Here is a 23,111-nt window from a genome sequence, read left to right on the forward strand (position 1 = left end):
CACACCCGGGGCAGTGGACTCATGGCCGGATCGGCGGGTACGCGGCCATGGCTGGCTGGTCGGACCGCTCCTGAGGTGCTGCCCCTGTCACTGGAATCGACGACGCCAGCCCGCCACGCCTGCCAGCAGCAAGCCCAGCAGGCCCAGCGCCCAGGTGCCGAGCGTCGGCACAGCCTGCACGGCCCCGGCACCCGCCGCGGCGCGCACCGCCAGCGTTTGCGCCACCGGGGCCACACCCGCAGCGGTGGTGGTCACGGTGTAGTCGTCAGCCGGCAGTGTTCCGGCCGGCACCGGGCCGTAGGCGCCGGCGCCATCGGTGGTGGCCGTCAGCGTCCGGGTAAAGCCGTTCGGCCCCGTGATGGTGATGGTGACGGTGGTGCCTGCGGGCACGTTGGTGAGCGTGCCGGAGAGGTCCACGTTGTCGCTCGGGCCGACGGTGGCCGGCAGCGGCGCGGGCTCAGCACCGGCACGGCCGGGGCGACCACCGAGAAAGTCTGCTGCTGCGGCGTGACGCCGGTGGCCGAGGTGGTGGCGGTGTAGCTGCCGGGCGCCAGCGGGCCGGCGGGCACCGGACCGTAATTGCCAGCGGCATCGGTCGTTTGGGTGGTGAAGGTCTGCACGCTGCCGCCCGGGCCGGCCAGCTCGATCGTCACCGGCGTGCCGACCGGAACGTTGGTCAGCGTGCCCGACAGGTTGACGGTTTCGCTCGGGCCGATGGTGGCCGGCAGAGGCGCTGGCGCAAGCACGGGTGCGAGCACCGTGCCCTGCGTGGTCGCCGGCAGGCCGGACGGCGTGGTGGCCGTCACATCGTAGCTGCCGGCCGGCAGCGTGCCGGCCGGCACGTTGACGCTCCAAGCGCCGCCCGTGACGGTGGCCGGATAGTTGTGCGGCACGCCGTCCGTGCCAACCACCGTGACCGTGATCTGGGTGCCGTCTGCCAGCCCGCTGGTGGTGCCCGACAGGGCGAAGGGCTGCGCCAGCGTGACAGTGGGCGCCGGGGCGATGGTGATGGCGACCGGGCCGCTGGGGCATTGGGCGGACGAACTGGCAACCCTCAAGCGCACGGCCGCGCCGCCTGAGTCGTACACCAACAATGTGACCTCGTTGGCGCCCGCCTTCCACTGCTGCGCCGTGGTGCTGCCGCCGCCCAGCGTGGCGGTGGAGCCGGCAGTGTTGGCATAGGTGGTCGGCAACGCGGGCGTGGCGTTGCCGGTCCAGCGCACGCCGTTCATGTAGATGGCCGTGACAGTGTCATCGGCCCAGATGCCATTCAGGGTCAGCAGATAGGTCGCCGGATCGACCGTGGGATCAAGCTGGAAGCGATAGCGGAAGTACATCGTCGCCGGCGCCACGAAACCCGTTGGATAGGGGTAGAAACCGACCTGCGCCAACGAATTGGGGGCGGACAGTCCGCCGACATAGTTGGCGATCTCGGTACCGCTCAGGTAGCCGAACGTCAGGTTGCTCGGCACGGTGCTTGGCAACGGGTTGGGAAAGCCGGACGCACCAATGGCCGCCTCCCAGCGCGGCTGGTTGCCGCGATCCGCTTCGCTGACAGCCGTCGTGTTGAGCACCGTGCCCACGTCGTTGACGGTGCCAGCGGGCGCCGGGCTGACGGTGGGGCAGACGAACACCGGCGGGGCCGGCTGGGCCTTGACGGCCGCGGCTGCCAGCAGCAGCGTCAGCGCGGGCGGCACACGGCGGGCGAGCGAGGACGAAACAGAGCCGGTGAAATAGCGCATGGCGAACGATGGGCTTGAACAGGGATCGGGACGCGTTCGGTGACCGACGCTCCCGCGGCCAAACCGCCATTTTCGTTGGCGCAAGGAAAAAGTCCGCACGATCGCCGCACTTGCGCGCGAGAACGGTCAGACTGAGCACGGCCGTATCGCAAACGCAACAAGCGCCGCGCTGGCGGCGCTCAGCGCATCAGCGCCTCGATGGCGTCCGGCTCCACCGGCACGTCGCGCGTGATCAGCTCGCAGCCGGTCTCGGTCACGACCGCATCGTCCTCGATGCGGATGCCGATGTTCCAGAACTCCTTGGGGATTTTGTCGCTGGGGCGCACGTACAGGCCGGGTTCGATGGTCAGCACCATGCCGGGGCGCAATATGCGGCTGGGGCGGTCCTTGATCAGCTCGCCCGACAGCGGATCGGTGCGCTCGCTCACTTGGCCGATCTCGCTGGGCTCCACGTAGCTGCCGACGTCGTGCACGTCCATGCCCAGCCAGTGGCCGGTGCGGTGCATGTAGTGGGCGAAGTAGTGGCGGTTGGCGATCGCGTCTTCCAGCGTGCCGTGCTGGTGCTTGTCGAGCAGGCCGAGGTCGAGCATGCCCTGCGTCAGCACCTTCACCGTGGCCTCGTGCGGGTCGGTGAAGCGTGCGCCGGGTTTCGTGGCGTCGATGGCGGCTTGCTGGCTGGCCAGCACCAGCTCGTACAGCGCGCGCTGCGGACCGGTGAAGCGGCCGTTGGCGGGGAAGGTGCGGGTGATGTCCGACGCATAGCCGTCCAGCTCGCAGCCGGCGTCGATCAGCACCAGCTCGCCGTCGCGGATGGGGGCGTTGTCGGCCCGGTAGTGCAGCACGCAGGCGTTGGCGCCGGCGGCGACGATGCTGCCGTAGGCCGGGTATTGCGAGCCGTGCTGGCGGAATTCGTGCAGCAGCTCGGCGTCGAGGTGGTATTCGCGCACGTCCTGGCCGGCGCGCAGCATGGCGGCTGAGCGCTGCATGGCGCGCACGTGGGCGCCGGCGCTGATGCGGGCCGCGCGGCGCATGATGTCCAGCTCGTGCGCGTCCTTCACCAGCCGCATCTCGTCCAGGATGGCGCACAGGTCGCGCTGGCCCTCGGGCGCCAGCGCGCCGTAGCGCACGCGGGCGCGCACGCTCGTGAGCCAGCCGTCGATGCGGCCTTCCAGCCCCGTGTGGGTGGCGAACGGCCACCACACGGTGGTGCGGTTCTCCAGCAGCTGGGGCAGGCGCTGGTGCAGCTCCTCGACCGAGAACGCCTCATCCACGCCCAGCGCGGCCGGCGCGGCCTCCGGGCCCAGGCGGATGCCGTCCCAGATCTCGCGCTCCAGGTCCTTGGGCTGGCAGAACAGCAGGCTGCGGCCATCGGCCGTCAGCACCAGCCAGGCGTTGGGCTCGGAAAACCCGGTCAGGTAATAGAAGTAGCTGTCGTGCCGGTACAGGTAATCGCTGTCGCGGTTGCGCGCGCGCTCGGGGCGGTCGGCACGATGGCGATGCCGCCTTCGCCAAGCTGCGCCGCCACGCGGGCGCGGCGGCTGGAATAGGGCTCGTGGTTCATGGAGCCGCAGCTTAGTCGATTGCGTTGCACGCGCCGCGCCCGCTTATGCAGGCGCTTTCCTATGGTTCGCCCCCCACATGCAACCCCCATCGCGGGACGCAGGCACACATAAGTGTGGACTTAAATAAACAGTTCGATTAGATTCACGCTGGTTTTGTTAAGGGTCTTAGGAAGCAAACGCTATCAAAGCGGATTGTTTCTGAGCAAGGATAGCAATGCTTGGTAGAGGTTCTGATTTCGATGATTGAAGCGAAACTCGGTCTCCTTCAAGTGCAGATAGAACGTCTTGCGCGGCACGCCATTGAACTGCGCCAGTCGCCGCTTGGCGAAGCTCCAGAAGCTCTCGATGCCATTGACATGCACCGAGCCACGTGCGAACTCATTGGCCCCGTGGCTGACCCGAAAGTGCTTGTCAAAGCCCACGTCTACCAGCCCGTCGTAGCCTCTCCAGCCATCAGTGTGAATGATGCTGGCAATGTCGGCCTTGCCCCGGATGATGGCCTGCAAGGTGCGTTTGGAGGCATCGGGCACGATCTCGGTGTAGACACAGTCGCCTCGCTTGAACAAACCAAAGACCACCGTCTTGCGGCCCGCGCCGCGGCCGCGCAAGCCGCGTACGCGCCGGGGACCGAAGTAGGACTCATCGGCTTCGAGCTCTCCGACAAAGGGCGAGCGCGCTTCACAGTGCTCGGCCATGCGAGCACGCATGCGCAGATAGATGCTGTTGACCGAACGCAGCGACAGCCCGCACAGTTGGGCGCAGTCGGTGGCCGTCAAATCCATGGCGAAGTAGCGCACGAGCTGGCGAAACTTCGCTTCACTGATCTTGGAACGCCTGAAGTACCTGTTTTCTGAATCACGATAGGAAGTTAGCTCACTTGGTAGAGAGGTTTGCTTCCTAAGACCCTTGTTAAATATTTTTACATCTTGCCCGCACTGGAGAAACGCGTGAAGCACCCCTCTCGACCATGGTTCGACAAGCCGCCCGCCTGGCGCTCACGCTGGCTGCGCTCGCCTGGGGTGTTGCTGCGACGGCGCAGCCGACAGCGCCCTTGCTGTTCGCGGTCAGCGAAGGCACGTCGGGTGGCGGCTCGGCCGTCACCGACGAGCAGATGGCCACCAAGTACCGGCCCGTGGTGGAGGTGATGGAGCGCGTGCTGGGCCAGAAGATCACCGTGCGCTACGTGCGCGACTTCCGCATGCTGGAAGACGGCATGAAGAACGCGCGCTTCGACCTCGTCATCGCTCGCCCCAGCGACTACCCCGCCCGCGGCCTGCGCGACTACGGCTACAACGTGGTCACCACCACCCAGCCGGATGGCCACTGCCTGCTGGTGGTGAAGGAAGACAGCCCCTTCAAGACGCTGGACGAGATGAAGGGCAAGCGCTTCATCCTGCCCGAGCAGATCGCCTACATGACCAAGTTCTGCCTGGCCGAGCTGCGCGACCAAGGCCTGCCGCTGACGCCGGGCGAGGTGACCTTCGTGCGCGAGCAGGGCGCGATCCCGTTCGCGCTCAAGAACAACCTGTCGCACATCGGCGGCATCGCCTCGTATTCGGGCGTGGCCGGCCGGCTGCAGAAGGAAGGCCTGCGCGTGCTGCACAAGAGCCGCCCGCAGCCGTACCTGCCGCTCATCGCCGGTGCCAGGATTCCGGCCGACAAGGTGCGTGAACTGGGCGCGGAGCTGGTGGCGCTGTCGAAGACCGAGCAGGGCGCCAAGGCGCTGGCGGCCATCGGCCTCAAGGGTTTCGACACCAACTCGCAGCAGCGCCTGCTCGAGCTGCTGGAGTGGCTGGGCGACAAGAAGGCCAACTGAGCGCCGTCACGCCCCGCCGTTGAGCGCCGCCAGGCGCTCGGGCGTGCCGACGTCCGTCCACGCGCCCTCGTACAACTCGGCACTGACCCGCCCCGCCGCGATGGCTTGGCGCAGCAGGGGCGCCAGCGGCGCGGCCGTGCCTTGCGGATTGCCGGGCAGGATGTCGCACCAGGGCGGCTCGAACAGCGCGCGGCGGTACAGCGCGATGGTGCTGAAGGTGTGGCGCACGCCACCCGGCGCGGCCTCGTTCAGCGCCAGGCCACCGTCGCCGATGGCGAAGTCGCCCTCCGGCTTGTGCGCCGGGTTGGGCACCAGCCACAGGTGCGCCAGCCGGCTGCTGGCGGCAAAGCGCTCGACCGCCGCGGGCGCGCAAACAAATTCGGGCGCGAAGATGTCGCCCGCCACCACCCAGAAGATGTCGTCGGCCCGCGCCGCCAGCAGCGGCAGCGCGCGGGCGATGCCACCCGCCGTCTCCAGCGCATAGCCGAAGTCGCGGCCTTCGCACGAGAAGCGAAGCGGGCTGGCAGCCGGCGAATACTCCTGATTCAATAGCTGCTCGCGCCCATCTGGCGGGCGCTGAAGGCCAAAATGGCTCTCAATCTGCTCGCCCAGCCAGGCGGTGTTGACGACGATCTGCTCCACGCCGCCGGCGCGCAGCGTCTCCACCCAGCGCTGCAGCAGCGGCTTGCCGCGCACCACCAGCAGCGGCTTGGGCGTGTGGTCGGTCAGCGGCCGCATGCGCTCGCCCCGGCCGGCGGCCAGGATCAGCGCGCGCGGGTGCACGGGCACAGCCGGGGCGGCGGGCAGCCTCATGCTTTGGGTGCCGCGCGCGCCGCGGTGTCGTCACAGGCTGGGGCGATCAGCGGATCAGGCATTCGCCGCACTTTAGCGGATGCGGGTGCAACCGCTGGCGTTGCGACCGGCCGGGTCCGGCCGCGCTGGTGCGGCCGATAGAATCGGGGTTCCCCAGCTGCCCTGCCCCCGCGCGCCCATGAACACCTCTCTCCTGGCCAACGCCATCCGTGCCCTCGCCATGGACGCCGTCCAGCAAGCCAACTCAGGCCACCCCGGCGCACCCATGGGCATGGCCGACATGGCCGTCGCACTGTGGGGCCGGCACCTCAAGCACAACCCGGCCAACCCGCTGTGGGCCGACCGCGACCGCTTCGTGCTGTCGAACGGCCACGCGTCGATGCTGATCTATGCGCTGCTGCACCTGACGGGTTACGACCTGCCGCTGCAGGAGCTGAAAGACTTCCGCCAGCTGCACAGCAAGACGCCCGGCCACCCCGAGCACGGCCTGACGCCCGGCGTGGAAACCACCACCGGCCCGCTCGGCCAGGGCATTGCCAACGCCGTGGGCATGGCGCTGGCCGAGAAGCTGCTGGCGGCCGAGTTCAACCGGCCCCGCCACGCCATCGTCGATCACCACACCTACGCCTTCATCGGCGACGGCTGCCTGATGGAAGGCATCAGCCACGAAGCCTGCGCGCTGGCCGGCGCGTGGAAGCTGAACAAATTGATCGCCCTGTACGACGACAACGGCATCAGCATCGACGGCAAGGTGGCGCCCTGGTTCGTCGACAACACGGCCGAGCGCTTCGAGGCCTACCAGTGGAACGTGATCGGCCCGATCGACGGCCACGACGTGGACGCCGTGGACCGCGCCATCGGCGAGGCCAGGCAAAGCGCCGACCGCCCCACGCTCATCATCTGCCGCACACACATCGGCAAGGGCAGCCCCAACCGGCAGGACACCGCCAAGGCGCACGGCGAGCCGCTGGGCGCCACCGAGATCGCGCTGACGCGCCAGACCATCGGCTGGGAGCACGGCCCATTCGAGATCCCCGCCAAGGTCTACGCCGCGTGGGATGCCAAGGACGCCGGTGCCCGTGCCGAGCAGAAGTGGGACGAGCGCTTTGCCGCCTACGCCGCCGCCCACCCGCGCCTGGCGGCCGATTTCAAACGCCGCATGGCGGGCGAACTGCCGAAGAACTTCGCCCAGGTCGCCGTCGACGCCGCGGTCGAGGCGCACAAGAAGGCCGAAAACGTGGCCAGCCGCAAGGCCAGCCAGATCGCGCTGGAAGCCTTCACCGCCGCGCTGCCCGAGCTGATCGGCGGCAGCGCCGACCTGACCGGCTCGAACCTGACCAACACCTCGTTCACCACGCCGCTGCGCTTCCATGACGATGGCAGCGTGGTGCTGCCCGAGGCCAAGCCGGAACGCGAGACGCAACTGGAACGCGCCAACAACGGCGTCGGCAAGGAAGATGAGGCCACCACCAGCGCGCCCGCCCCGCTGCCCGAAGTGGACCTGAAGGCCGCTGCGCCGGCCATCGGCGCGCGCTTCCACATCAACTACGGCGTGCGCGAATTCGGCATGGCCGCCGTCATGAACGGCATCGCACTGCACGGCGGCTACATCCCCTACGGCGGCACCTTCCTCACCTTCAGCGACTACAGCCGCAACGCCATCCGCATGGCAGCGCTGATGAAGCAGCGCGTGGTGCACGTGTTCACGCACGACTCGATCGGCCTGGGCGAAGACGGCCCCACGCACCAGTCTATCGAGCACGCCGCCAGCCTGCGCCTGATCCCGGGCCTGGACGTCTGGCGCCCCGCCGACACGGCCGAAACGGCCATCGCCTGGGCCGTGGCGCTGGAGAACAAGGACCGGCCCACCGCCCTGCTGCTGAGCCGCCAGAACCTGCCCTATGCACCGAAGCGCGATTTGGGCGAGATCAGCCGCGGCGCCTATGTGCTGAGCGAACCCGCCGACCTCCGTCTGCACGGCAAGACGCGCGCCGTCATCATCGCCTCCGGTTCCGAGGTGCAGCTGGCGCTGAAGGCGCAGGCGCTGCTGGCCGCGCAAAAGATCGCCGTGCGTGTGGTCTCCATGCCCAGCACCAGCGCCTTCGACCGCCAGAGCGTCCAATACAAGCAATCGGTGCTGCCGGCTGGCCTGCCGCGCATCGCGGTCGAGATGGGCGTGACCGACGGCTGGTGGAAATACGGTTGCGCCGCCGTGGTCGGCATCGACCGCTACGGCGAATCAGCGCCGGCGGGCAAGCTGTTCGAGTTCTTCGGCTTCACGCCGGAGAACGTGGCCGACACTGTGCGCGCGGTGCTGGGCCGCTAGGGCCGTCATGCGCGGCACCCGCACTCAGTCGGAATATCCGGGCGGCAGTTCGTCGCCGGGCATGGGCGGAACGTGGGGGCTGGCGGCGAGCCAGTCGGCGAGCGCATCGCCCGGATATTCGCTGGCCCGCGCGGCACGCTCACGAAAGAAGGCCTCGGTCTTGAGGGCCGAGACTTTCTCCGCGATGGCCGTGACGAAGAACTGGTTCATCGACACGCCTTCTTCCTGCGCCACCTGGCGGGCGTATTCCATCAATGATTCAGGTACACGAAGCGCATAGTTAGCCATGCTGATTCTCCTGTCGGTCAAGTATGTGCAAGAACTCCAGGGGGTGCAGATCCGCAACCGAAAGCGCATCGCCGCAGCTTGAAGTCGCGCACGTTGAAAGTGACCAGCGCGTGAGCGGCGCCATTGAGCGCGGTTTCCAGCACCATCTCATCGGCGGGGTCCTGCAATTGGGGGCGCCACCGCGTATGTCGCTCCACGGGCGCGGCCAGTTGACACAGGCGGTTCACCAGCGCATCGATCTGCGCCGGGGGCGCGCACCCAGATGCTCCGGTCGTTTCAACACCGCCTCATACTCCAACGCCAGCGGAACCGACAGCAGCAGACGATAGCGCTGCTTCCAAAGGGCCTGCACCACGGCAGCGGCCGATCCGTCGGCGCTGCGCGCTGCGGCCACCCAAACATTGGTGTCCAGCACCACACGCCACAGCGCCCCCGAATTCATATCGCCTATCATATCAATTAACTTCAGGAGAAAGCAATGACCATCAAGATCGGCATCAACGGCTTCGGCCGCATCGGGCGCATGGTGTTCCGCGCGGCGGTGCAGAACTATTCGGACATCGAGGTCGTGGGCATCAACGACCTGCTGGAGCCCGACTACCTGGCCTACATGCTGACCTACGACAGCGTGCACGGTCGCTTCAAGGGCGACGTGAAGGTGGACGGCAACACGCTGGTGGTCAACGGCAAGAAGATCCGCCTGACGGCCGAGAAGGACCCGGCCAACCTGAAGTGGGGCGAGGTCGGCGCCGAGGTGGTGATCGAATCCACCGGCCTGTTCCTGACCAAGGAAACCGCGCAGAAGCACATCGACGCCGGCGCCAAGAAGGTCATCATGTCGGCCCCGTCGAAGGACGACACGCCCATGTTCGTGCACGGCGTGAACTGCGCCAAGTACGCGGGCGAGCCGATCATCAGCAACGCCAGCTGCACCACCAACTGCCTGGCGCCGCTGGCCAAGGTGCTGCACGACAAATGGGGCATCAAGCGCGGGCTGATGACCACCGTGCACGCCGCGACCGCCACGCAGAAAACCGTGGACGGCCCCAGCAATAAGGACTGGCGCGGCGGCCGCGGCATTCTGGAGAACATCATCCCCTCGTCCACCGGCGCTGCCAAGGCCGTCGGCGTGGTGCTGCCCGATCTGAAGGGCAAGCTGACGGGCATGTCTTTCCGCGTGCCGACGTCCGACGTGTCGGTGGTCGACCTGACGGTCGAACTCGAAAAGCCCGCCACCTACGCTGAAATCTGCGCCGAGATGAAGGCGCAGAGCGAGGGCAAGATGAAGGGCATCCTGGGCTACACCGAGGACAAGGTGGTGGCCACCGACTTCCGCGGCGATGCGCGCAGCTCGATCTTCGACGTCGATGCCGGCATCGCGCTCGACAGCACTTTCGTCAAGCTGGTGAGCTGGTACGACAACGAGTGGGGCTACTCCAACCGCTGCCTCGACATGGTGCGCGTGGTCACCAAGAAGTAAAGCCCGGCGCTTTTCGCTCCGGCCGGATTTACCGGCCGCACGGCTCATGCTAGAAAGCTGGCATGAGCCGTTTTCATTGCACCTCTGTCCTGTGGCTGTCGGCCGCGCTGCTGGCCACGGCTGCCCATGCCGCGCCGGGCGATGCCCCGGTGGCACGCGGCCTGATCGTCACGCTGAAGGCCCCCGCCGACGGCAGCCGCGAAACGCCGCAGGCGGCGCGTGAGCGCCTGAAGACGGTGGCCACCGACGCCGGCCTGCCGGGCGCGCAGGCACCCATGCCGGTGGGTTCGCGCGCGCACCTGCTGCACTTTGCGCAACCGCTGACCGGCGCCGCGCTGCAGGCCGCCGAGCGCCGCGTGCGCCTGAACCCGCTGGTGGCCAGCGTCGAGCCCGACGTGCGCCTGAAGCGCCAGGCCGAGCCCAACGACCCCTACTACGCCAACGGCACGCAATGGCATCTGCGCCGCCCGGCCGATGGCGGTGCGGGCGCCCTCAACCTGCCGCCCGCCTGGGACCGCAGCACCGGCAGCCCCAGCCAGGTGGTGGCGGTGGTCGACACCGGCACGGTTCCCGGCCACCCCGACCTGCAGGGCAAGCTGCTGCCCGGCTACGACCTGATCAGCGATCTGGACACCAGCAACGACGGCGACGGCCGCGACGCCGATGCCTCGGACCCGGGCGACTGGATCAGCGACACCGAAGCCAATTCCGCGCGCTACCCCGGCTGCCCGGCCGAAGACAGCAGCTGGCACGGCACCTTCATCGCCGGCCAGATCGCCGCGCTGACCAACAACGGCGTCGGCGTGGCCGGCGTCAGCTGGGGCGCGAAGATTCTGCCGGTGCGCGTGTCGGGCAAGTGCGGCGCCTGGCTGTCCGACGTGGTGGACGGCATCCGCTGGGCCGCCGGCCTGCCGGTGAGCGGCGTGCCCACCAACCCGAACCCGGCCAAGGTGATCAACGTCAGCTTCGGCGGCAGCACGGCCTGCACGCCGGCGTACCAGTACGCCATCGACGACGCCGGCGCCGTGGGCAGCCTGGTGGTGGTGGCCGCGGGCAACGAGAACGGCCCGCTCACCCGCCCGGCCGACTGCGCCGGCGTGCTGGCCGTGGGCGCGGTGCGGCAGGACGGGCTGAAGACCTACTACTCCAACTACGGCCGCAACGTCGGCATCATGGCGCCCGGCGGCCCGGGCGGGCGCGACGTGGGGCCCAGGCTGTATTCCACCGCCAACACCGGCACGCGCGGCCCGGCCGAACACAGCTACGACAGCAAGGACGGCACCAGCTTCGCGTCGCCACTGGCGGCGGGCGTGGCCTCGCTGATGCTGTCGGTGAACCCGGCGCTGACGCCGTCCGAACTGGTGTCGCGCATCCAGGCTGGCGCGCGCGCGTTCCCCAGCAGCCCCGGCTACCCCACCTGCAACGTCAGCGCCCCCACCAACAGCGCCTGCAACTGCACGCGCGAAACCTGCGGCCCCGGCCTGCTGGACGCCGAAGGCGCGCTGCAGCTGGCCTACAGCCCGGCCGTGGTCATCGCGCCGGTGGGTACTGTGGCGCCGGGCAGCAGCCTCACGCTGGACGGGCGCGGCAGCGCGGCCGTGGGCGGCGCCAGCATCACCGCGTACCAGTGGAGCCAGGTCTCCGGCCCGCCGGCCACGCTGGGCGCCACCAACGGGCCGACGCTGGCCGTCACCCTGCCGGCCGGCGCGCGCGACGACTGGGTGTTTCGCCTGCTGGTCACCGACTCGGCCGGCCGCTCGGCCGACAACTACGTCACCGTCACCACGCGCAGCGGTGGCGGCGACTGGCATGACGACGACGATGGCGGCGGCAGCACCGGCCTGCTGTGGGGCCTGGGTCTGTGGGCGCTGGCACTGGGCGCCTGGGCGCGGCGCCGGCGCGCCGGGGCGGCCTGAGGGCCGGGCGCCCTCGGGCGCCAGCGCGCGCCATCGGCATGAATGCTCTGGTCGAATGCAGCCCGGTGCGCTGCACCCCATATACTCCCCACCATGCCGACCGCCAGCGCCCGCCGGACGGGCGACAAAGTTACATACTCCCCGCCAAAGACTGACCTCCACGCCACTGGGTGGTGAATGCGCCAGCCGGGGCGAACCGCCGCCGGGTGCAGCGCGCGACTGGCCACAGCGCGCCATCAAGGCGCCAGGCCGCGCCCGTCGCCGCCAGGCAGAGCGGGCGCCTTCCTACAGTCGGCCGGCGCGGCGCGGCCCACACTGCAGGCCATGTTGCCACCCTTGCAGTCACCGACCATGACCGTCACCCGCCGCTTTCTCATCGCCGGCCTGGGCGCCAGCGCCTTCACCGCCCTGCCCGCCTGGGCCCGCCAGGGCGCCGCGCAGGCGGCCGCCGACACGCTCGACTTCGACGCCTTCAACGCCGCCACCGACACGCCCGCGCTCAGGATGGGCAGCCGCGGCGCCGCCGTGACCCGCGCGCAGGTCCTGCTCGACCGCGCCTGGTTCTCGCCCGGCGAGATCGACGGCGCCTTCGGCCGCAACATGCAGCGCATGGTCCGCGCCTACCAGCGGTCGAACAGCCTGAAGGAGACCGGCAGCGTCGACGCCGCCACCTGGCAGTCGCTGCGCGAGGCCAGCGCCGAGCCGCTGCTGACGCGCTACACCATCACCGAGAAAGACGCCGCCGGCCCATTCGAGAAAACGCCCGCCGACATGGCCGAGCGCGCCAAGCTCAAGGCGCTGGTGTACGAGTCGCTGGACGAGGCCATTGCCGAGCGCTTTCACGTCAACCCCGCCTATCTGAAGCGCCTGAACGGCGGCAAGGCGCTGGCCGCCGGCACCGAGATCGTGGTGCCCAACGTGCTGGACAGCAAGGCGCCCACGCGCGCGTCGCAGAGCATCGAGATCGACAAGGGCGAACGCGTGCTGTTCGTGCTGGACAGCGACGGCAAGCCCGCGGCGGGCTTTCCCATCAGCATCGGCAACGAGATGAACGACCCGCTGCCGATCGGCCAGATGGCGATCAAGAACGCGGTCGACATGCCCAGCTTCACCTACAACCCGGCGATCCTGAAGAATGCACCGAAGGATGCCGCCAAGGTCGAGATCGCCGGCGGCCCCAACAACCCCGTGGGCACCATCTGGCTGGGCCTGACCAAGCCGCACTGGGGCATTCACGGCACGCCCGAGCCGGCCAAGGTGGGCCATTCCGAAACCAACGGCTGCATCCACCTGACCAACTGGGACGCCGAGCGCCTGGCCAAGGTCGTCAAGGTGGGCGCCAAGGTCGACGTGCGGCCCTGAGCGCGGCGGCCATCACGCGGAGCCCACCCGCTTGCCACCGAACACACGCCGTCGCCCGCCGGGCTGGCGCCAGGCCCTGGGCTGGTTCGCCGTGCTGGCCGCGCTGCTGCTGGGCGCCAGCTGGGCGCTGCGGCAGGCTGATCGGCCACTGATCCGCGCTGCCGACCCCGCGCCGACAGCCAGCCGCATCCAGGCGCCGGCGCCATCGGTTCGTCCGCCCGAAGCCAGCGCACCTACACCGCCCGCCGTGCCTGTGCCCGCGAGCCGCGTCCAGCCCGCGCCGACAGCCGCCGCGCCCATCATCCTGGCCGCCAGCGATGGCGCCAAGGCCCGCGCCGACACCGCCGCCGAAGCCGCGGCGCAGGCCGCGCAGCAGGCGGCGCGCGCCGGCGATCCGTCACCCCAGGACACGGCCCGGCTGGCAGCGCGGCGCCTGACGCTGCCGGTGCAGGGCATCGCCGCCCACCAGCTCACCGACACCTACACCGACGCCCGCGCCAACGGTGCGCGCAGCCACGACGCCATCGACATCATGGCGCCCATCGGCACGCCGGTGCTGGCGGTGGAAGACGGTCGCATCGCCCGCCTGTTCTTCAGCCAGGGCGGCGGCGGCATCACCATCTACCAGTTCGACCCGGGCGAGGAATTCGCCTACTACTACGCCCACCTCGACCGCTACGCCGACGGCCTGCAGGAAGGCCAGGCGGTGAAGCGCGGCCAGCTGATCGGCTACGTGGGCAGCAGCGGCAACGCCAGCCCGCAGGCACCGCACCTGCACTTCGCCATCTTCAAGCTGGGGCCGAAGAAGGAATGGTGGAAGGGCGAGGCGCTGAACCCCTATCCTGTGCTGCGCTGGCCTTGAAGCCGTTTCGCGCCCCAAACCTCAGCTTTTGACGGGGTGACGCCATGACTTCGCCGCTGCGCGGCGTGATGACGAAATGACGTCAGTGATGCGCGGAATGCCTCGCCCTTGGCTGGCGTGTTGGCGGCGCAGCCGCCGTCATCGAAGCGCAGCAAGGTCATTTCGTCGTCGCATCGCGCGCCAGCAGCCATCTTTTTGAACGCGAAACAAACAGTATGAGGCTGAGGCGCGGCGCCGTTGTGCGTCGCGCAGCGGCCCGGACGGCGCTGGCGTCATGCCATTGCTGCCTCGACACGTGAACATTCGTCATCCCGGCGCAAGCCGGGATCCATGTCCCCGTGCGCACGCCGCCTGGATTGCAGGCTTGCGCCGGAATGACGACATGGATGTCGGTTCGCTCTGGACATGGCACAGCGGCACGGCGCCACCCCAGCGCGCGCAACCCGCCGCTTGCTGTCCCCTGTGCGCCGTCGCCCCAGTGACGGCGCGGCCCGCCGGCGCCGCCGGCCTGCAGGAACCTTGCAGTTCCGCACACCCCGCTCGCCCACGGCCTGGAGGGCCGCGGGTCCCTTTCCACCCTTGCACCTGCCCCCGCCATGAACACCCTTGCCGCCTTCCGCTCCCTGCTTCCCCGCCGCCGCGTGCTGGCCGCCGCTGGCCTGATGGTTCTGGCCGGCCTGCCAGGCCTGGCCCAGGCGCAGGCCGACAAATGGCCGCAGCGCACGGTGCGGCTGGTCGTGCCCTTCCCGGCCGGTGGCGCCACCGACATCACCGCCCGCGTGCTGGGCGAACAGCTGTCCAAGCGCCTGGGCCAGCCCTTCGTGGTCGACAACCGCGGCGGCGCCGGCGGCATCACCGGCACCGACGCCGTGGCCAAGGCCGCGCCCGACGGGCACACGCTGCTGGTCTCGCTCAGCACCTCGATGCTGATCAACCAGTACCTCTACACCAAGATGCCCTACAACCCGATGACCGACCTGGCGCTGATCAGCCAGCTGGCCAAGGCGCCGGTGGTGCTGGCCGTGCACCCCAGCGTGCCGGCCAAGACCGGGCCCGAGCTGCTGGCCTGGGTGAAGGCCAACAAGGGCAAGGTGGCCTACGGCTCGTGGGGCGTGGGCTCGTACGCGCACCTGGGCGGCGCCGCCATGAGCCTGGCGCAGGACGCCGACATGTCGCACGTGGCCTACCGCGGCGAGGCGCTGATGCTGCAGGACCTGATCGGCGGGCAGATTCAGATGGCCTTCACCAGCGCGCTGTCGGCCAAGCCGCACGCCGACGCCGGCAAGCTGCGCCTGGTGGGCGCCACCGGCGACACGCGCATGGGCGTGCTGCCCAACCTGCCCACGCTGGCCGAGCAGGGCCTGAAGGACGACGCCTACCGCATCGTCGGCTTCGTCGGCCTGGGCGGCCCGGCCAAGCTGCCGCCGGCGCTGATCGAGCGCATCAGCACCGAGGTGCAGGCCGTGATGGCCCTGCCCGAGGTGCGCGAGCGCATCGTCAGCATGGGCTTCACCCCGTGGGCGGCACGCCGGCGCAGTTTGCCGCTGTCTACAAGCGCGATGCGCCGATCTGGGAAAAGCTGGTCAGGCAGTCGGGCGCCAAGGCGGACTGAGCCTGCCGCCGCTGCCCACGCCGCCTGCGCCACCCGCCGGGCGGCGTTTTTGCCCGGCAGGCGTGCGCGGTCAGCGGTGTTGTGGGAGCGGGCTTGCCCGCGATGGGGCGTCTCGTCGCAACCAACGCTTGATCGCGGGCAAGCCCGCTCCCACACACACCTTTGGCGTCCACCCCGCGCGCTGGCGCGCCCCGGCGCCCGGCCGCCGTGACAGACCGATGCTGCAGGGGGGACTTGTCAAATTTTTCTGATGGCAAAATTGGCTTAAGCGCCCATCCATCGGGCGCCAGAAGCTACTAATTCAGGACTGCCACCCCGCACTAAATCGCTATCGCCTTATTCAGCCCAATTCCCGATCAAAACAGCCAGAAATCCGTCATTCCGGCGAAAGCCGGAATCCAGGCGGCGTGTGCCAGAACACCCGGCTCGCGGCTTTCGCCGGGATGACGGTTGTTCACGTTCTGAAGTGGAAGCGGATTCAGCCCTCACAACCCCGCCGCGCCCACCCAGGCCGCCGCGCAGCCCGGCTGGGCGTCGCAGGCGGCGTCCAGCGCCTCGATCGGCTCGTCGGCGAACAGCACCTGCACGGGCTTGTCGCCGTGCGGCTGCCACGCGGTCTGCGTCATCAGCCACTTCTGCACGAACTCGGCCACGGTGGCGCGCGCGGCCTCGCGCTGGCGCGCCAGCACGGGCGCGGTGGCGGCCTTGCGCGCCAGCGAGGCGGTGATCGACCGCTCCAGCGCCGCCAGCTGCTCCGGCCCGGTGAACAGCGACCACAGGCCGCGCGATTCCTTCTCGATGCGCGCGGTGTCGATGGCCACCGGCAGCGTGGGCTGCAGGCGCGGCGCGATCACGCGCACGCTGCCGTCGGGGCGCACGCTCACGCGCCATTCGGGCGCCAGATCGACATGGCTGCGGTAATGCGCCGGCACGCGGATGCGCGAAAACGTGCTGCCCACGGGCACGCCCAGCACGTCGTGGTCGCGCGAGACCTCGAAGGTCTCCACCTGCTTCAGCTCGGCCACCTCCAGCCGCCCGCCGGGCGTGCGCAGCACCACCGCCTCGCCCACGGCCTGCGCCAGCGGGGCGGCGCCGGCGGCTGCGCACGCCACAGCCACCAGCCCAGCAGCGCGTTGGCCAGCAGGCTGAGCACCAGCCAGTGGCGGCGACGGCGGGGCGCGGGCGAGGGCTGGGCGGGGGCGTTTCAGGGCTCAAAACGGTTCACATCCTTGCTGGATTATCAAAAGGTCTCCGATGCCGCGCGGACCGCATCCGCGAGTGTGGGAGCGGGCTTGCCCGCGATCAAGCGCTTGTGGCGACGAGGCGCCGCATCGCGGGCAAGCCCGCTCCCACAACGCTGTGTTGCGGATCAAGCATCCTGGTGGGTTTGGCGGCCAGAAAGAGTTGGTGCCGCGCGGCGCGCAATGGTTCAGGCGCGGTGGCGCCTATCATGCCCCGGTCATGCGCGATGCCATCCACATCACCGACCTCGAAGCCGCCATCAACCACTGGCGCGCCCGCCAGCCCGCCACCGGCGCCGCGCTGGCGCCCGAGGTGGCGGCGCTGGCCGAGGTGTATGCGCGCATGGTGTTCCACCGCCAGCACCAGGCCGACGCCGCCCACCTGCCCGCCGCCGCGCGCGCCGCCTGGCTGGCCTGGTACGCCACCACGCCCGACGCGCCCTGCATCGCCATCTGCTCCACCGCGCAGGGCGACGCCGTGTGCAAGGGCTGCGGCCGCACCGAAGGCGAAGTGCAGCACTGGCCCGCGCTGAGCCCCTTCGCCAAGCGCGCCGTGTGGCGCCGCATCACGGCCGAGGGCACGGCCTGGCGCTTCAACCGCTACGCCGACCGCGCCCGCGAGGCGCCGGCGCCCGGCCCGTCGCACGACGGCAGCACCGGCCGGTCCGCCGGCTGATCCTTTTGATAGCTGCCAGCGCTTGTCCAGCAAGCGTCGCAGCCCAATTTGACTTGAAACAAGACGCCTGGGCGACTTGCCGCGCCGCGCGGACGGTGGTTTAATCGCGCGTTCCGAAGGGGAGTAGCTCTCCCGCCGCCCACCCCGGGCGGCCCTCGTCCGGTCGTCAATACGAAGCCCTTCTGCCCTGGCAGACCGCGGCTTCCGGCCCGTCGGGCAGGCGCAGTCCGCTGCATCGCCTGCCGAGCAAGACCTTCGATCAACCCCGTCTGGCGAGGCTGGTCGAAAGCGTCCGGGTCTGCCCGCTGTCTGCCCCCGTGGCTGCAGCGCGTGTGTCCCCTGAGTGTGCGCTGGCGCCCGGCCACGGCCATGGCGGGTTTTCATCGACCCGTGCCCTGCCCGGCACGCACTTCGGAGCCTTGTTTCTCATGGAACTGTTCTCAACCGCCTGGTGGTCCGCGCTGATGGCCATCATCCTGATCGACCTGGTGCTGGCCGGCGACAACGCCATCGTCATCGCCCTGGCCGCGCGCAACCTGCCCAAGCACCTGCAGAAGAAAGCCATCATCTGGGGCACCGTGGGCGCCATCGGCGTGCGCACGGCGATGACGCTGATCGTGGTGTGGCTGCTCAAGATACCCGGCCTGATGCTGCTGGGCGGCGTTGGCCTGCTGTGGATCGCCTACAAACTGATCGCCGACCAGGGCGGCGAGGACGAAGGCCACGGCCCGGGCGCCACCACCTTCTGGGGCGCCATGAAGACCATCATCATCGCCGACGCGCTGATGGGCATCGACAACGTGCTGGGCGTGGCCGGCGCGGCGCAGGGCGCGATGGACCTGGTGGTGCTGGGCCTGCTGATCAGCGTGCCGATCGTGGTGTTCGGCTCCACCATGGTGCTGAAGCTGGTGGAGCGCTTCCCGATCATCATCCAGCTGGGCGCGGCGGTGCTGGCCTTCACGGCGGCCAAGATGATCGTGAACGAGCAGCTGCTGTCGGGCATCTTCGGCCCGCGCGAGGCGCCCGAGCAGCTGCTGCGCTGGGGCCTGACGGTGCTGTGCATCGTGGGCGTGCTGGGCACCGCCTGGCTGGCCACGCGCCGCAAGCCGGCACTGGCCGACGACTCGGCGCAGGCCTGACGCCGCGCGACGCGGGCGCCGCAGCGTCGCCCGCGCCATGCCGCTGCGCTATGCTGGCGGCATGAAACTGATCCTGAAATGGCTGCTCTCGGCCGCCGCGCTGCTGGCGGTGGCCTACATCTACAGCAGCGGCGTGAGCGTGGCGAGCTTTGGCGCGGCGATGGTCGCAGCGCTGGTGATCGGCCTGCTGAACATGCTGGTGCGGCCCGTGCTGGTGGTGCTGACGATCCCGGTCACCATCCTCACGCTGGGGCTGTTCCTGTTCGTCATCAACGCGCTGATGTTCTGGGCCGCCTCGGGCGTGCTGAGCGGCTTTCACGTCAACGGCTTCTGGGCCGCGCTGATCGGCTCGCTGATCTATTCGGCGCTGGGCGTGGTGATCGACGCGGTGGTGAAGTGAGGGCGGGCGGCTCGCTCGCCCACCAAACGCTCTCGAATATATAGCGGCTTGCGCCTGTTGCAAGCCAGTTTCAGGCCGATACGTCTTGAAATCGGCTCATATACTGCGGCAATCACTATCAAATGATGAGCAGGCTCGATTGAGTCAAGGAACCCAGCGGCACAGCGCATCGCCAGGTTTCGCTGCGCTCTGCCTGCGGCGCCTGCGGGAGCGGGCTTGCCCGCGATCAGGCCGCCGTTGTGGCGCATCGCCCCATCGCGGGCAAGCCTGCTCCCTCAGTGCCCCCGCCTCGGCCTCGGCCTCAGCGCCGCTTCATCTCGTCCAGCTGCTGCTGCTTCAGCGCGGCCTGCGCCGCGCGCAGCCGCGTGTCGACGATGCTGGCCTCGATCAGGTCGGCGTTGTCGCCCGGCTGCCGGCGCGAGAAGTCCTGCGCGGCGCGCCAGCGGTCCACGGCGCCGGCGTAGTCCATGTGCGCCATCGGCACTTCGCCCTCGGCGCGCAGCGCGCGCAGTGTGCGGCCCGCCGCGCCGTGGGCCTGCGCCAGCGCCTGCCACGCGCCAGCATCGCGCGGGTGGTCGCTCACCCAGGTCTGCAGCGCGCCCGCCGCCTCGGTCGCCTGGCCGGTGCCGACCAGCGCCTGCGCGCGCAGCAGCAGCGCGGCGCGGCCGGCCTGGCCCTGCACGTCGGCGCTGGCCGGGCGCGGGGCGCCGCTCAGCAGCTTCAGCACCTGCGCCGGCTCGCCGGCCTGCAGGGCCAGCTCGGCCTGCAGCAGACGGGCCTGTTGCGCCGCCGGGCCATCGCCCGCCACGGCCAGCGCCAGCTGCGTGGCCAGCGCCTGCGCCTTGGGCAGATCGCGCAGCTGCGCCTGCGCCAGCGCGGCGGCGTACAGCGCGCCCGCACGCTGCGCCAGCGGGCGGCTGGCAAAGCCGGGTTGCGCCGGCTCGCCCGCCCAGGCGCGCAGCACGTCCACGCCGGGGCGGCTGAGGGCGCGCGCGCGGCCGGCCACCAGTGCCGCCTCCAGGTCCACCGGCGGCGCCTGGCGCGCCAGACTTTGCTGGCGCTGCTGCATGTCGGCGATGCGCTGCGTGGTCAGCGGGTGGCTGCGCAGGTAGGGCCAGTCGCTGTTGTCGTTGATGCGCGAGGCGGCCTGCAGCTTCTCGAACATGCTGACGAAGCCCTGCCCCGCAAAGCCCGCCTGCGTCATCACGCCGTAGCCGATGCGGTCGGCCTCGCGCTCCATGTCGCGCGAGAAGTTCAGCTGCTGCTGGATCACCGCCGCCTGCCCGCCCACCGCCAGCGCCGCGCCGGCCTGCGGGTTCTTGCTGGCGGCAATGGCCCCCAGCACCATGGCCGCCAGCAGCAGCGGAGCCTGGCGGTCCTGCGCGCTCAGCAGGCGCGGAATGTGGCGCTGCGTTATGTGCACCAGCTCGTGCGCCAGCACCGAGGCCAGCTCGTCGCGCGAGGCCACCGCGCCCACCAGCCCCAGGTGCAGCCCGAAGTAGCCGCCCGGCAGCGCAAAGGCGTTGATGCTGCGGTCGCGCCCCAGCAGCACTGCCCAGGCGTAGCGCTCGTCCAGCTCGGGCGGCAGCTCGCCGCGCGCGCGCGCGCCGGCCAGCAGCGCGCGCCACAGGCCGTCCACGTATTCGCCGATCACCGGGTCGTCGATGTAGTCCGGGTCGCGGTACAGCTCGCGGATGATGGCGTCGCCCAGCTTGCGCTCTTCCAGCGTCGTCATCGCGCCCGCATCGCCCAGCGAGGGCAGGCCACTGCGTCCCACAGGCGCCGCGACATCGCCCTGCGCCCGCGCCTGCGACGCCAACAGCGCCAGGGCCAGCCAGCCGGTGGCGTGACGGCGGTTGAGACAGAGACAGCTACAGGTCAGGCGGTGCATGGGCAGGCAGTCAGGCAGGAGGCTGCTGCGTATGATGCCCGCACCCGCACGACGTTCCCCGCCGTTACCCATGAACACCCCTCCCAGCCCCTCACCCACTTCGACGCCCACGGCCAGGCCCACATGGTGGACGTGGGCGCCAAGCCTGCCACCCACCGCGTGGCCGTGGCCAGCGGCCGCATCGAGATGCTGCCGGCCACGCTGGCGCTGATCGAATCCGGCACGGCGAAGAAGGGCGATGTGCTGGGCATCGCGCGCATCGCCGGCATCATGGCGGCCAAGAAGACGAGCGATCTGATTCCGCTGTGCCACCCGCTGGCGCTGAGCCGAGTCGCTATTGATTTCGAAGCTGTCCGCGCCGATGCGGCGGGCGCCGATGCCGTCGTCTGCACCGCGACCGTGGAGACCACCGGCCCCACCGGCGTGGAGATGGAAGCCCTGACGGCCGTACAGATCGCCCTGCTCACCATCTACGACATGTGCAAGGCCGCGGATCGCGGCATGACCATCACCGGCGTGCGGCTGCTGGAAAAGCACGGGGGCAAGTCGGGAAGCTATGTCGCGACAGGCACTTAGCCGTCAAAGCCTCCATCTCCACGCCGGTGGGGCCAGTGGTTCTCACCCGTCACCAGAGCGCCAAAAAGGATTTTGTCCAACGCTTGTCCAAGTGAGAAGCGCATGGCATCGATCAGGCAGCGTGCCGGCAAGTGGCAGGCACGCATCATTCGAAAGGGCTACCCTGAAGAAACGAAGACCTTCGACACGCGCACCCAAGCGCTGCGATGGGCGCGCGAAGTGGAAAGCGGCATGGACCGCCGGGTCCACCAGAGACACGGTGAGGTCGACGACTGGCTACTGCGGGAGCTGATGGCTCGCTACCTGAGGGAAGTCACTCCCACCAAGCGCGGCAGCAAGGATGAGGCTATTCGCATCCGCGCATTGCAGCGCTCGCGCCTCGCATCCTTCTCTCTGCATGCGTTGACCCCTTCCGATATCGCAGATTTTCGTGACCACCGCCTGACGAAGGTCGGCGCAGGCACCGTCATTCGTGATCTGGCCTTGCTGTCGGCCGTGGTCAACCACGCGAGGCGGGAATGGGGTGCGGCTGGGGCCAATCCCTTTGCTCTGGTGCGACGTCCGAGGGCGCCCGCAGGGCGCACCCGACTGCTCTCGGTGGATGAGCGCAACAGGCTGCTCGATGAGCTCAAACCCGTAGGACGACGCAACCCCTGATGTACCCGCTGGTGATTCTGGCGTTGGAAACCGCTATGCGACGTGGCGAGCTGCTCGCACTTCGCTGGCGGCAGATCGACCTCGATCGCCAGGTCGCTTTTGTGGAAATCTCCAAGAATGGTGACTCTCGTGCTGTGCCACTGTCACGGCGTGCAGTCGAAGTACTGATGACTCTGGATCGACAGCCAGGCCAAGAACTGGTGTTTCCGATTGGAGCGCACGCACTTCATGCAGCTTTCAAGCGTGCCTGTTTGCGTGCCAAGCTGGAGGACTTCCATTTCCATGACCTTCGACACTGCGCCGCGACACACTTGTCGACGAAACTGAACAACGTGCTGGAGCTTTCAGCAGTCACTGGCCACAGAACACTTCAGATGCTGAAGCGCTACTACCATCCAGACCCTTCTGCATTGGCAGCCAAGCTTGATTGACGGCTTCTTTCATGCATGCTCCTAGTGTCGGAATGAACCGCCCTGGACTTAGAGGAGTCTCCATTCTTTGAGAGGATGGTGCCATGAGAAGGTCAGTGAAGTATTCGCCCGAGGTACGCGAGCGCACCGCGTCCGGTCATTTATGGGACTCACTCTAGGCATGACTTCGACGACATCGGCTTCGTAAGCAAGTTCAGCGCCTTGCTGTCCGCTATCTCGGCGATAGCGGCTTGCAGTCAAAGACTGTACTTCAGATGCCAGCTTGCGACTTGATATGGTCGTCGTACACACAATACCGAGGTCTGTATTCAGCCTGAACGA

The 23,111-nt window shown here is 69.1% G+C and carries 21 protein-coding genes and 2 pseudogenes; 13 read left to right on the top strand and 10 right to left on the bottom strand.

The window, feature by feature from the left end:
* Window positions 1-87: 87 nt before the first annotated feature.
* The 4 genes and pseudogenes from H0I39_RS09000 to H0I39_RS09015 form a co-directional block, all read right to left on the bottom strand.
* Window positions 88-390 (bottom strand): IPTL-CTERM sorting domain-containing protein, encoded by a 303-nt coding sequence (locus H0I39_RS09000; protein ID WP_180550263.1) that lies wholly within the window; start codon window positions 388-390, stop codon window positions 88-90.
* Window positions 327-1,742 (bottom strand): hypothetical protein, encoded by a 1,416-nt coding sequence (locus H0I39_RS09005; protein ID WP_180550264.1) that lies wholly within the window; start codon window positions 1,740-1,742, stop codon window positions 327-329. Before H0I39_RS09005 ends, H0I39_RS09000 begins: the two co-directional genes overlap by 64 nt.
* A gap of 179 nt (window positions 1,743-1,921) precedes the next feature.
* Window positions 1,922-3,303: pseudogene (locus H0I39_RS09010) on the bottom strand (aminopeptidase P N-terminal domain-containing protein).
* Between the two features lie 183 nt (window positions 3,304-3,486).
* Window positions 3,487-4,128: an IS1595 family transposase gene (locus tag H0I39_RS09015; RefSeq protein WP_180551748.1), complete on the bottom strand. Its 642-nt coding sequence runs from the start codon at window positions 4,126-4,128 to the stop codon at window positions 3,487-3,489.
* 143 nt (window positions 4,129-4,271) lie between these two features.
* On the opposite strand from H0I39_RS09015, the gene H0I39_RS09020 reads away from it, so the two are divergent.
* A complete protein-coding gene (locus tag H0I39_RS09020) occupies window positions 4,272-5,120 on the top strand; it encodes a phosphate/phosphite/phosphonate ABC transporter substrate-binding protein (protein WP_180550265.1) in 849 nt (282 codons plus the stop codon).
* Window positions 5,121-5,126: 6 nt separating this feature from the next.
* Here the strand turns inward: H0I39_RS09020 and H0I39_RS09025 are convergent, their stop codons facing one another.
* Window positions 5,127-5,933, bottom strand: coding sequence for a nucleotidyltransferase family protein (locus H0I39_RS09025; protein ID WP_180550266.1), 807 nt, complete (start codon window positions 5,931-5,933; stop codon window positions 5,127-5,129).
* A gap of 178 nt (window positions 5,934-6,111) precedes the next feature.
* On the opposite strand from H0I39_RS09025, the gene H0I39_RS09030 reads away from it, so the two are divergent.
* A complete protein-coding gene (locus H0I39_RS09030) occupies window positions 6,112-8,259 on the top strand; it encodes a transketolase family protein (RefSeq protein ID WP_180550267.1) in 2,148 nt (715 codons plus the stop codon).
* Window positions 8,260-8,283: 24 nt separating this feature from the next.
* On the opposite strand, the gene H0I39_RS09035 is transcribed toward H0I39_RS09030, so the two are convergent.
* The 3 genes from H0I39_RS09035 to H0I39_RS21945 are packed head-to-tail and all read right to left on the bottom strand — an operon-like array spanning window position 8,284 to window position 8,962.
* On the bottom strand, window positions 8,284-8,511 hold the full coding sequence (locus H0I39_RS09035; protein ID WP_257645705.1) for a pilus assembly protein HicB: 228 nt from the start codon (window positions 8,509-8,511) through the stop codon (window positions 8,284-8,286).
* A gap of 53 nt (window positions 8,512-8,564) precedes the next feature.
* Window positions 8,565-8,774: a PIN domain-containing protein gene (locus tag H0I39_RS24045; RefSeq protein WP_373368274.1), complete on the bottom strand. Its 210-nt coding sequence runs from the start codon at window positions 8,772-8,774 to the stop codon at window positions 8,565-8,567.
* Window positions 8,771-8,962, bottom strand: a complete 192-nt coding sequence (locus H0I39_RS21945) for a PIN domain-containing protein (protein ID WP_308645811.1) — start codon at window positions 8,960-8,962, stop codon at window positions 8,771-8,773. Before H0I39_RS21945 ends, H0I39_RS24045 begins: the two co-directional genes overlap by 4 nt.
* A gap of 63 nt (window positions 8,963-9,025) precedes the next feature.
* Here H0I39_RS21945 and gap point away from each other — a divergent pair, with 63 nt between their 5' ends.
* The 5 genes and pseudogenes from gap (at window position 9,026) to H0I39_RS09065 (ending at window position 15,779) form a co-directional block, all read left to right on the top strand.
* The gene (gene gap / locus H0I39_RS09045; RefSeq protein WP_180550268.1) at window positions 9,026-10,027 is read left to right on the top strand and encodes a type I glyceraldehyde-3-phosphate dehydrogenase; all 1,002 of its coding nucleotides are present in this window, start codon (window positions 9,026-9,028) and stop codon (window positions 10,025-10,027) included.
* Window positions 10,028-10,089: 62 nt separating this feature from the next.
* A complete protein-coding gene (locus tag H0I39_RS09050; RefSeq protein WP_180550269.1) occupies window positions 10,090-11,943 on the top strand; it encodes a S8 family peptidase in 1,854 nt (617 codons plus the stop codon).
* Between the two features lie 351 nt (window positions 11,944-12,294).
* Window positions 12,295-13,305 carry a L,D-transpeptidase family protein gene (locus tag H0I39_RS09055; protein ID WP_180550270.1) on the top strand — a complete coding sequence of 337 codons (1,011 nt, stop codon included), beginning with the start codon at window positions 12,295-12,297 and terminating at the stop codon, window positions 13,303-13,305.
* A gap of 31 nt (window positions 13,306-13,336) precedes the next feature.
* Window positions 13,337-14,167 (top strand): M23 family metallopeptidase, encoded by an 831-nt coding sequence (locus H0I39_RS09060; protein WP_257645706.1) that lies wholly within the window; start codon window positions 13,337-13,339, stop codon window positions 14,165-14,167.
* Window positions 14,168-14,763: 596 nt separating this feature from the next.
* A pseudogene (locus H0I39_RS09065) lies at window positions 14,764-15,779 on the top strand (Bug family tripartite tricarboxylate transporter substrate binding protein).
* Between the two features lie 485 nt (window positions 15,780-16,264).
* Here the strand turns inward: H0I39_RS09065 and H0I39_RS09070 are convergent.
* Window positions 16,265-16,897 carry a hypothetical protein gene (locus H0I39_RS09070; RefSeq protein WP_180550271.1) on the bottom strand — a complete coding sequence of 211 codons (633 nt, stop codon included), beginning with the start codon at window positions 16,895-16,897 and terminating at the stop codon, window positions 16,265-16,267.
* A gap of 343 nt (window positions 16,898-17,240) precedes the next feature.
* Between H0I39_RS09070 and H0I39_RS09075 the strand changes: the two genes are divergently transcribed.
* The 3 genes from H0I39_RS09075 to H0I39_RS09085 all read left to right on the top strand — a co-directional run bounded on the left by H0I39_RS09075 (window position 17,241) and on the right by H0I39_RS09085 (window position 19,235).
* Entirely contained in the window at window positions 17,241-17,696 is a 456-nt protein-coding gene (locus H0I39_RS09075; protein ID WP_180550272.1) for a DUF3717 domain-containing protein, read from the top strand.
* Between the two features lie 428 nt (window positions 17,697-18,124).
* Window positions 18,125-18,835: a TerC family protein gene (locus tag H0I39_RS09080; RefSeq protein WP_180550273.1), complete on the top strand. Its 711-nt coding sequence runs from the start codon at window positions 18,125-18,127 to the stop codon at window positions 18,833-18,835.
* 61 nt (window positions 18,836-18,896) lie between these two features.
* Window positions 18,897-19,235: a phage holin family protein gene (locus tag H0I39_RS09085; protein WP_180550274.1), complete on the top strand. Its 339-nt coding sequence runs from the start codon at window positions 18,897-18,899 to the stop codon at window positions 19,233-19,235.
* Window positions 19,236-19,536: 301 nt separating this feature from the next.
* Here the strand turns inward: H0I39_RS09085 and H0I39_RS09090 are convergent, their stop codons facing one another.
* Window positions 19,537-21,126: a M48 family metalloprotease gene (locus H0I39_RS09090; RefSeq protein WP_180550275.1), complete on the bottom strand. Its 1,590-nt coding sequence runs from the start codon at window positions 21,124-21,126 to the stop codon at window positions 19,537-19,539.
* Between H0I39_RS09090 and moaC the strand changes: the two genes are divergently transcribed.
* From moaC to H0I39_RS21955, 3 genes are all read left to right on the top strand, one after another.
* Complete coding sequence (gene moaC, locus H0I39_RS09095; protein ID WP_308645812.1) at window positions 21,121-21,702, top strand: cyclic pyranopterin monophosphate synthase MoaC; 582 nt, start codon at window positions 21,121-21,123, stop codon at window positions 21,700-21,702. The genes H0I39_RS09090 and moaC overlap by 6 nt on opposite strands.
* 102 nt (window positions 21,703-21,804) lie before the next feature.
* Window positions 21,805-22,359 carry a site-specific integrase gene (locus tag H0I39_RS21950; protein WP_257645707.1) on the top strand — a complete coding sequence of 185 codons (555 nt, stop codon included), beginning with the start codon at window positions 21,805-21,807 and terminating at the stop codon, window positions 22,357-22,359.
* Entirely contained in the window at window positions 22,359-22,790 is a 432-nt protein-coding gene (locus H0I39_RS21955) for a site-specific integrase (protein ID WP_257645708.1), read from the top strand. The genes H0I39_RS21950 and H0I39_RS21955 overlap by 1 nt, the downstream gene beginning before the upstream one ends.
* Window positions 22,791-23,111: the final 321 nt, after the last annotated feature.

This window comes from Ottowia beijingensis, from assembly GCF_013423955.1.
GTDB classification, from domain to species: domain Bacteria; phylum Pseudomonadota; class Gammaproteobacteria; order Burkholderiales; family Burkholderiaceae_C; genus Ottowia; species Ottowia beijingensis.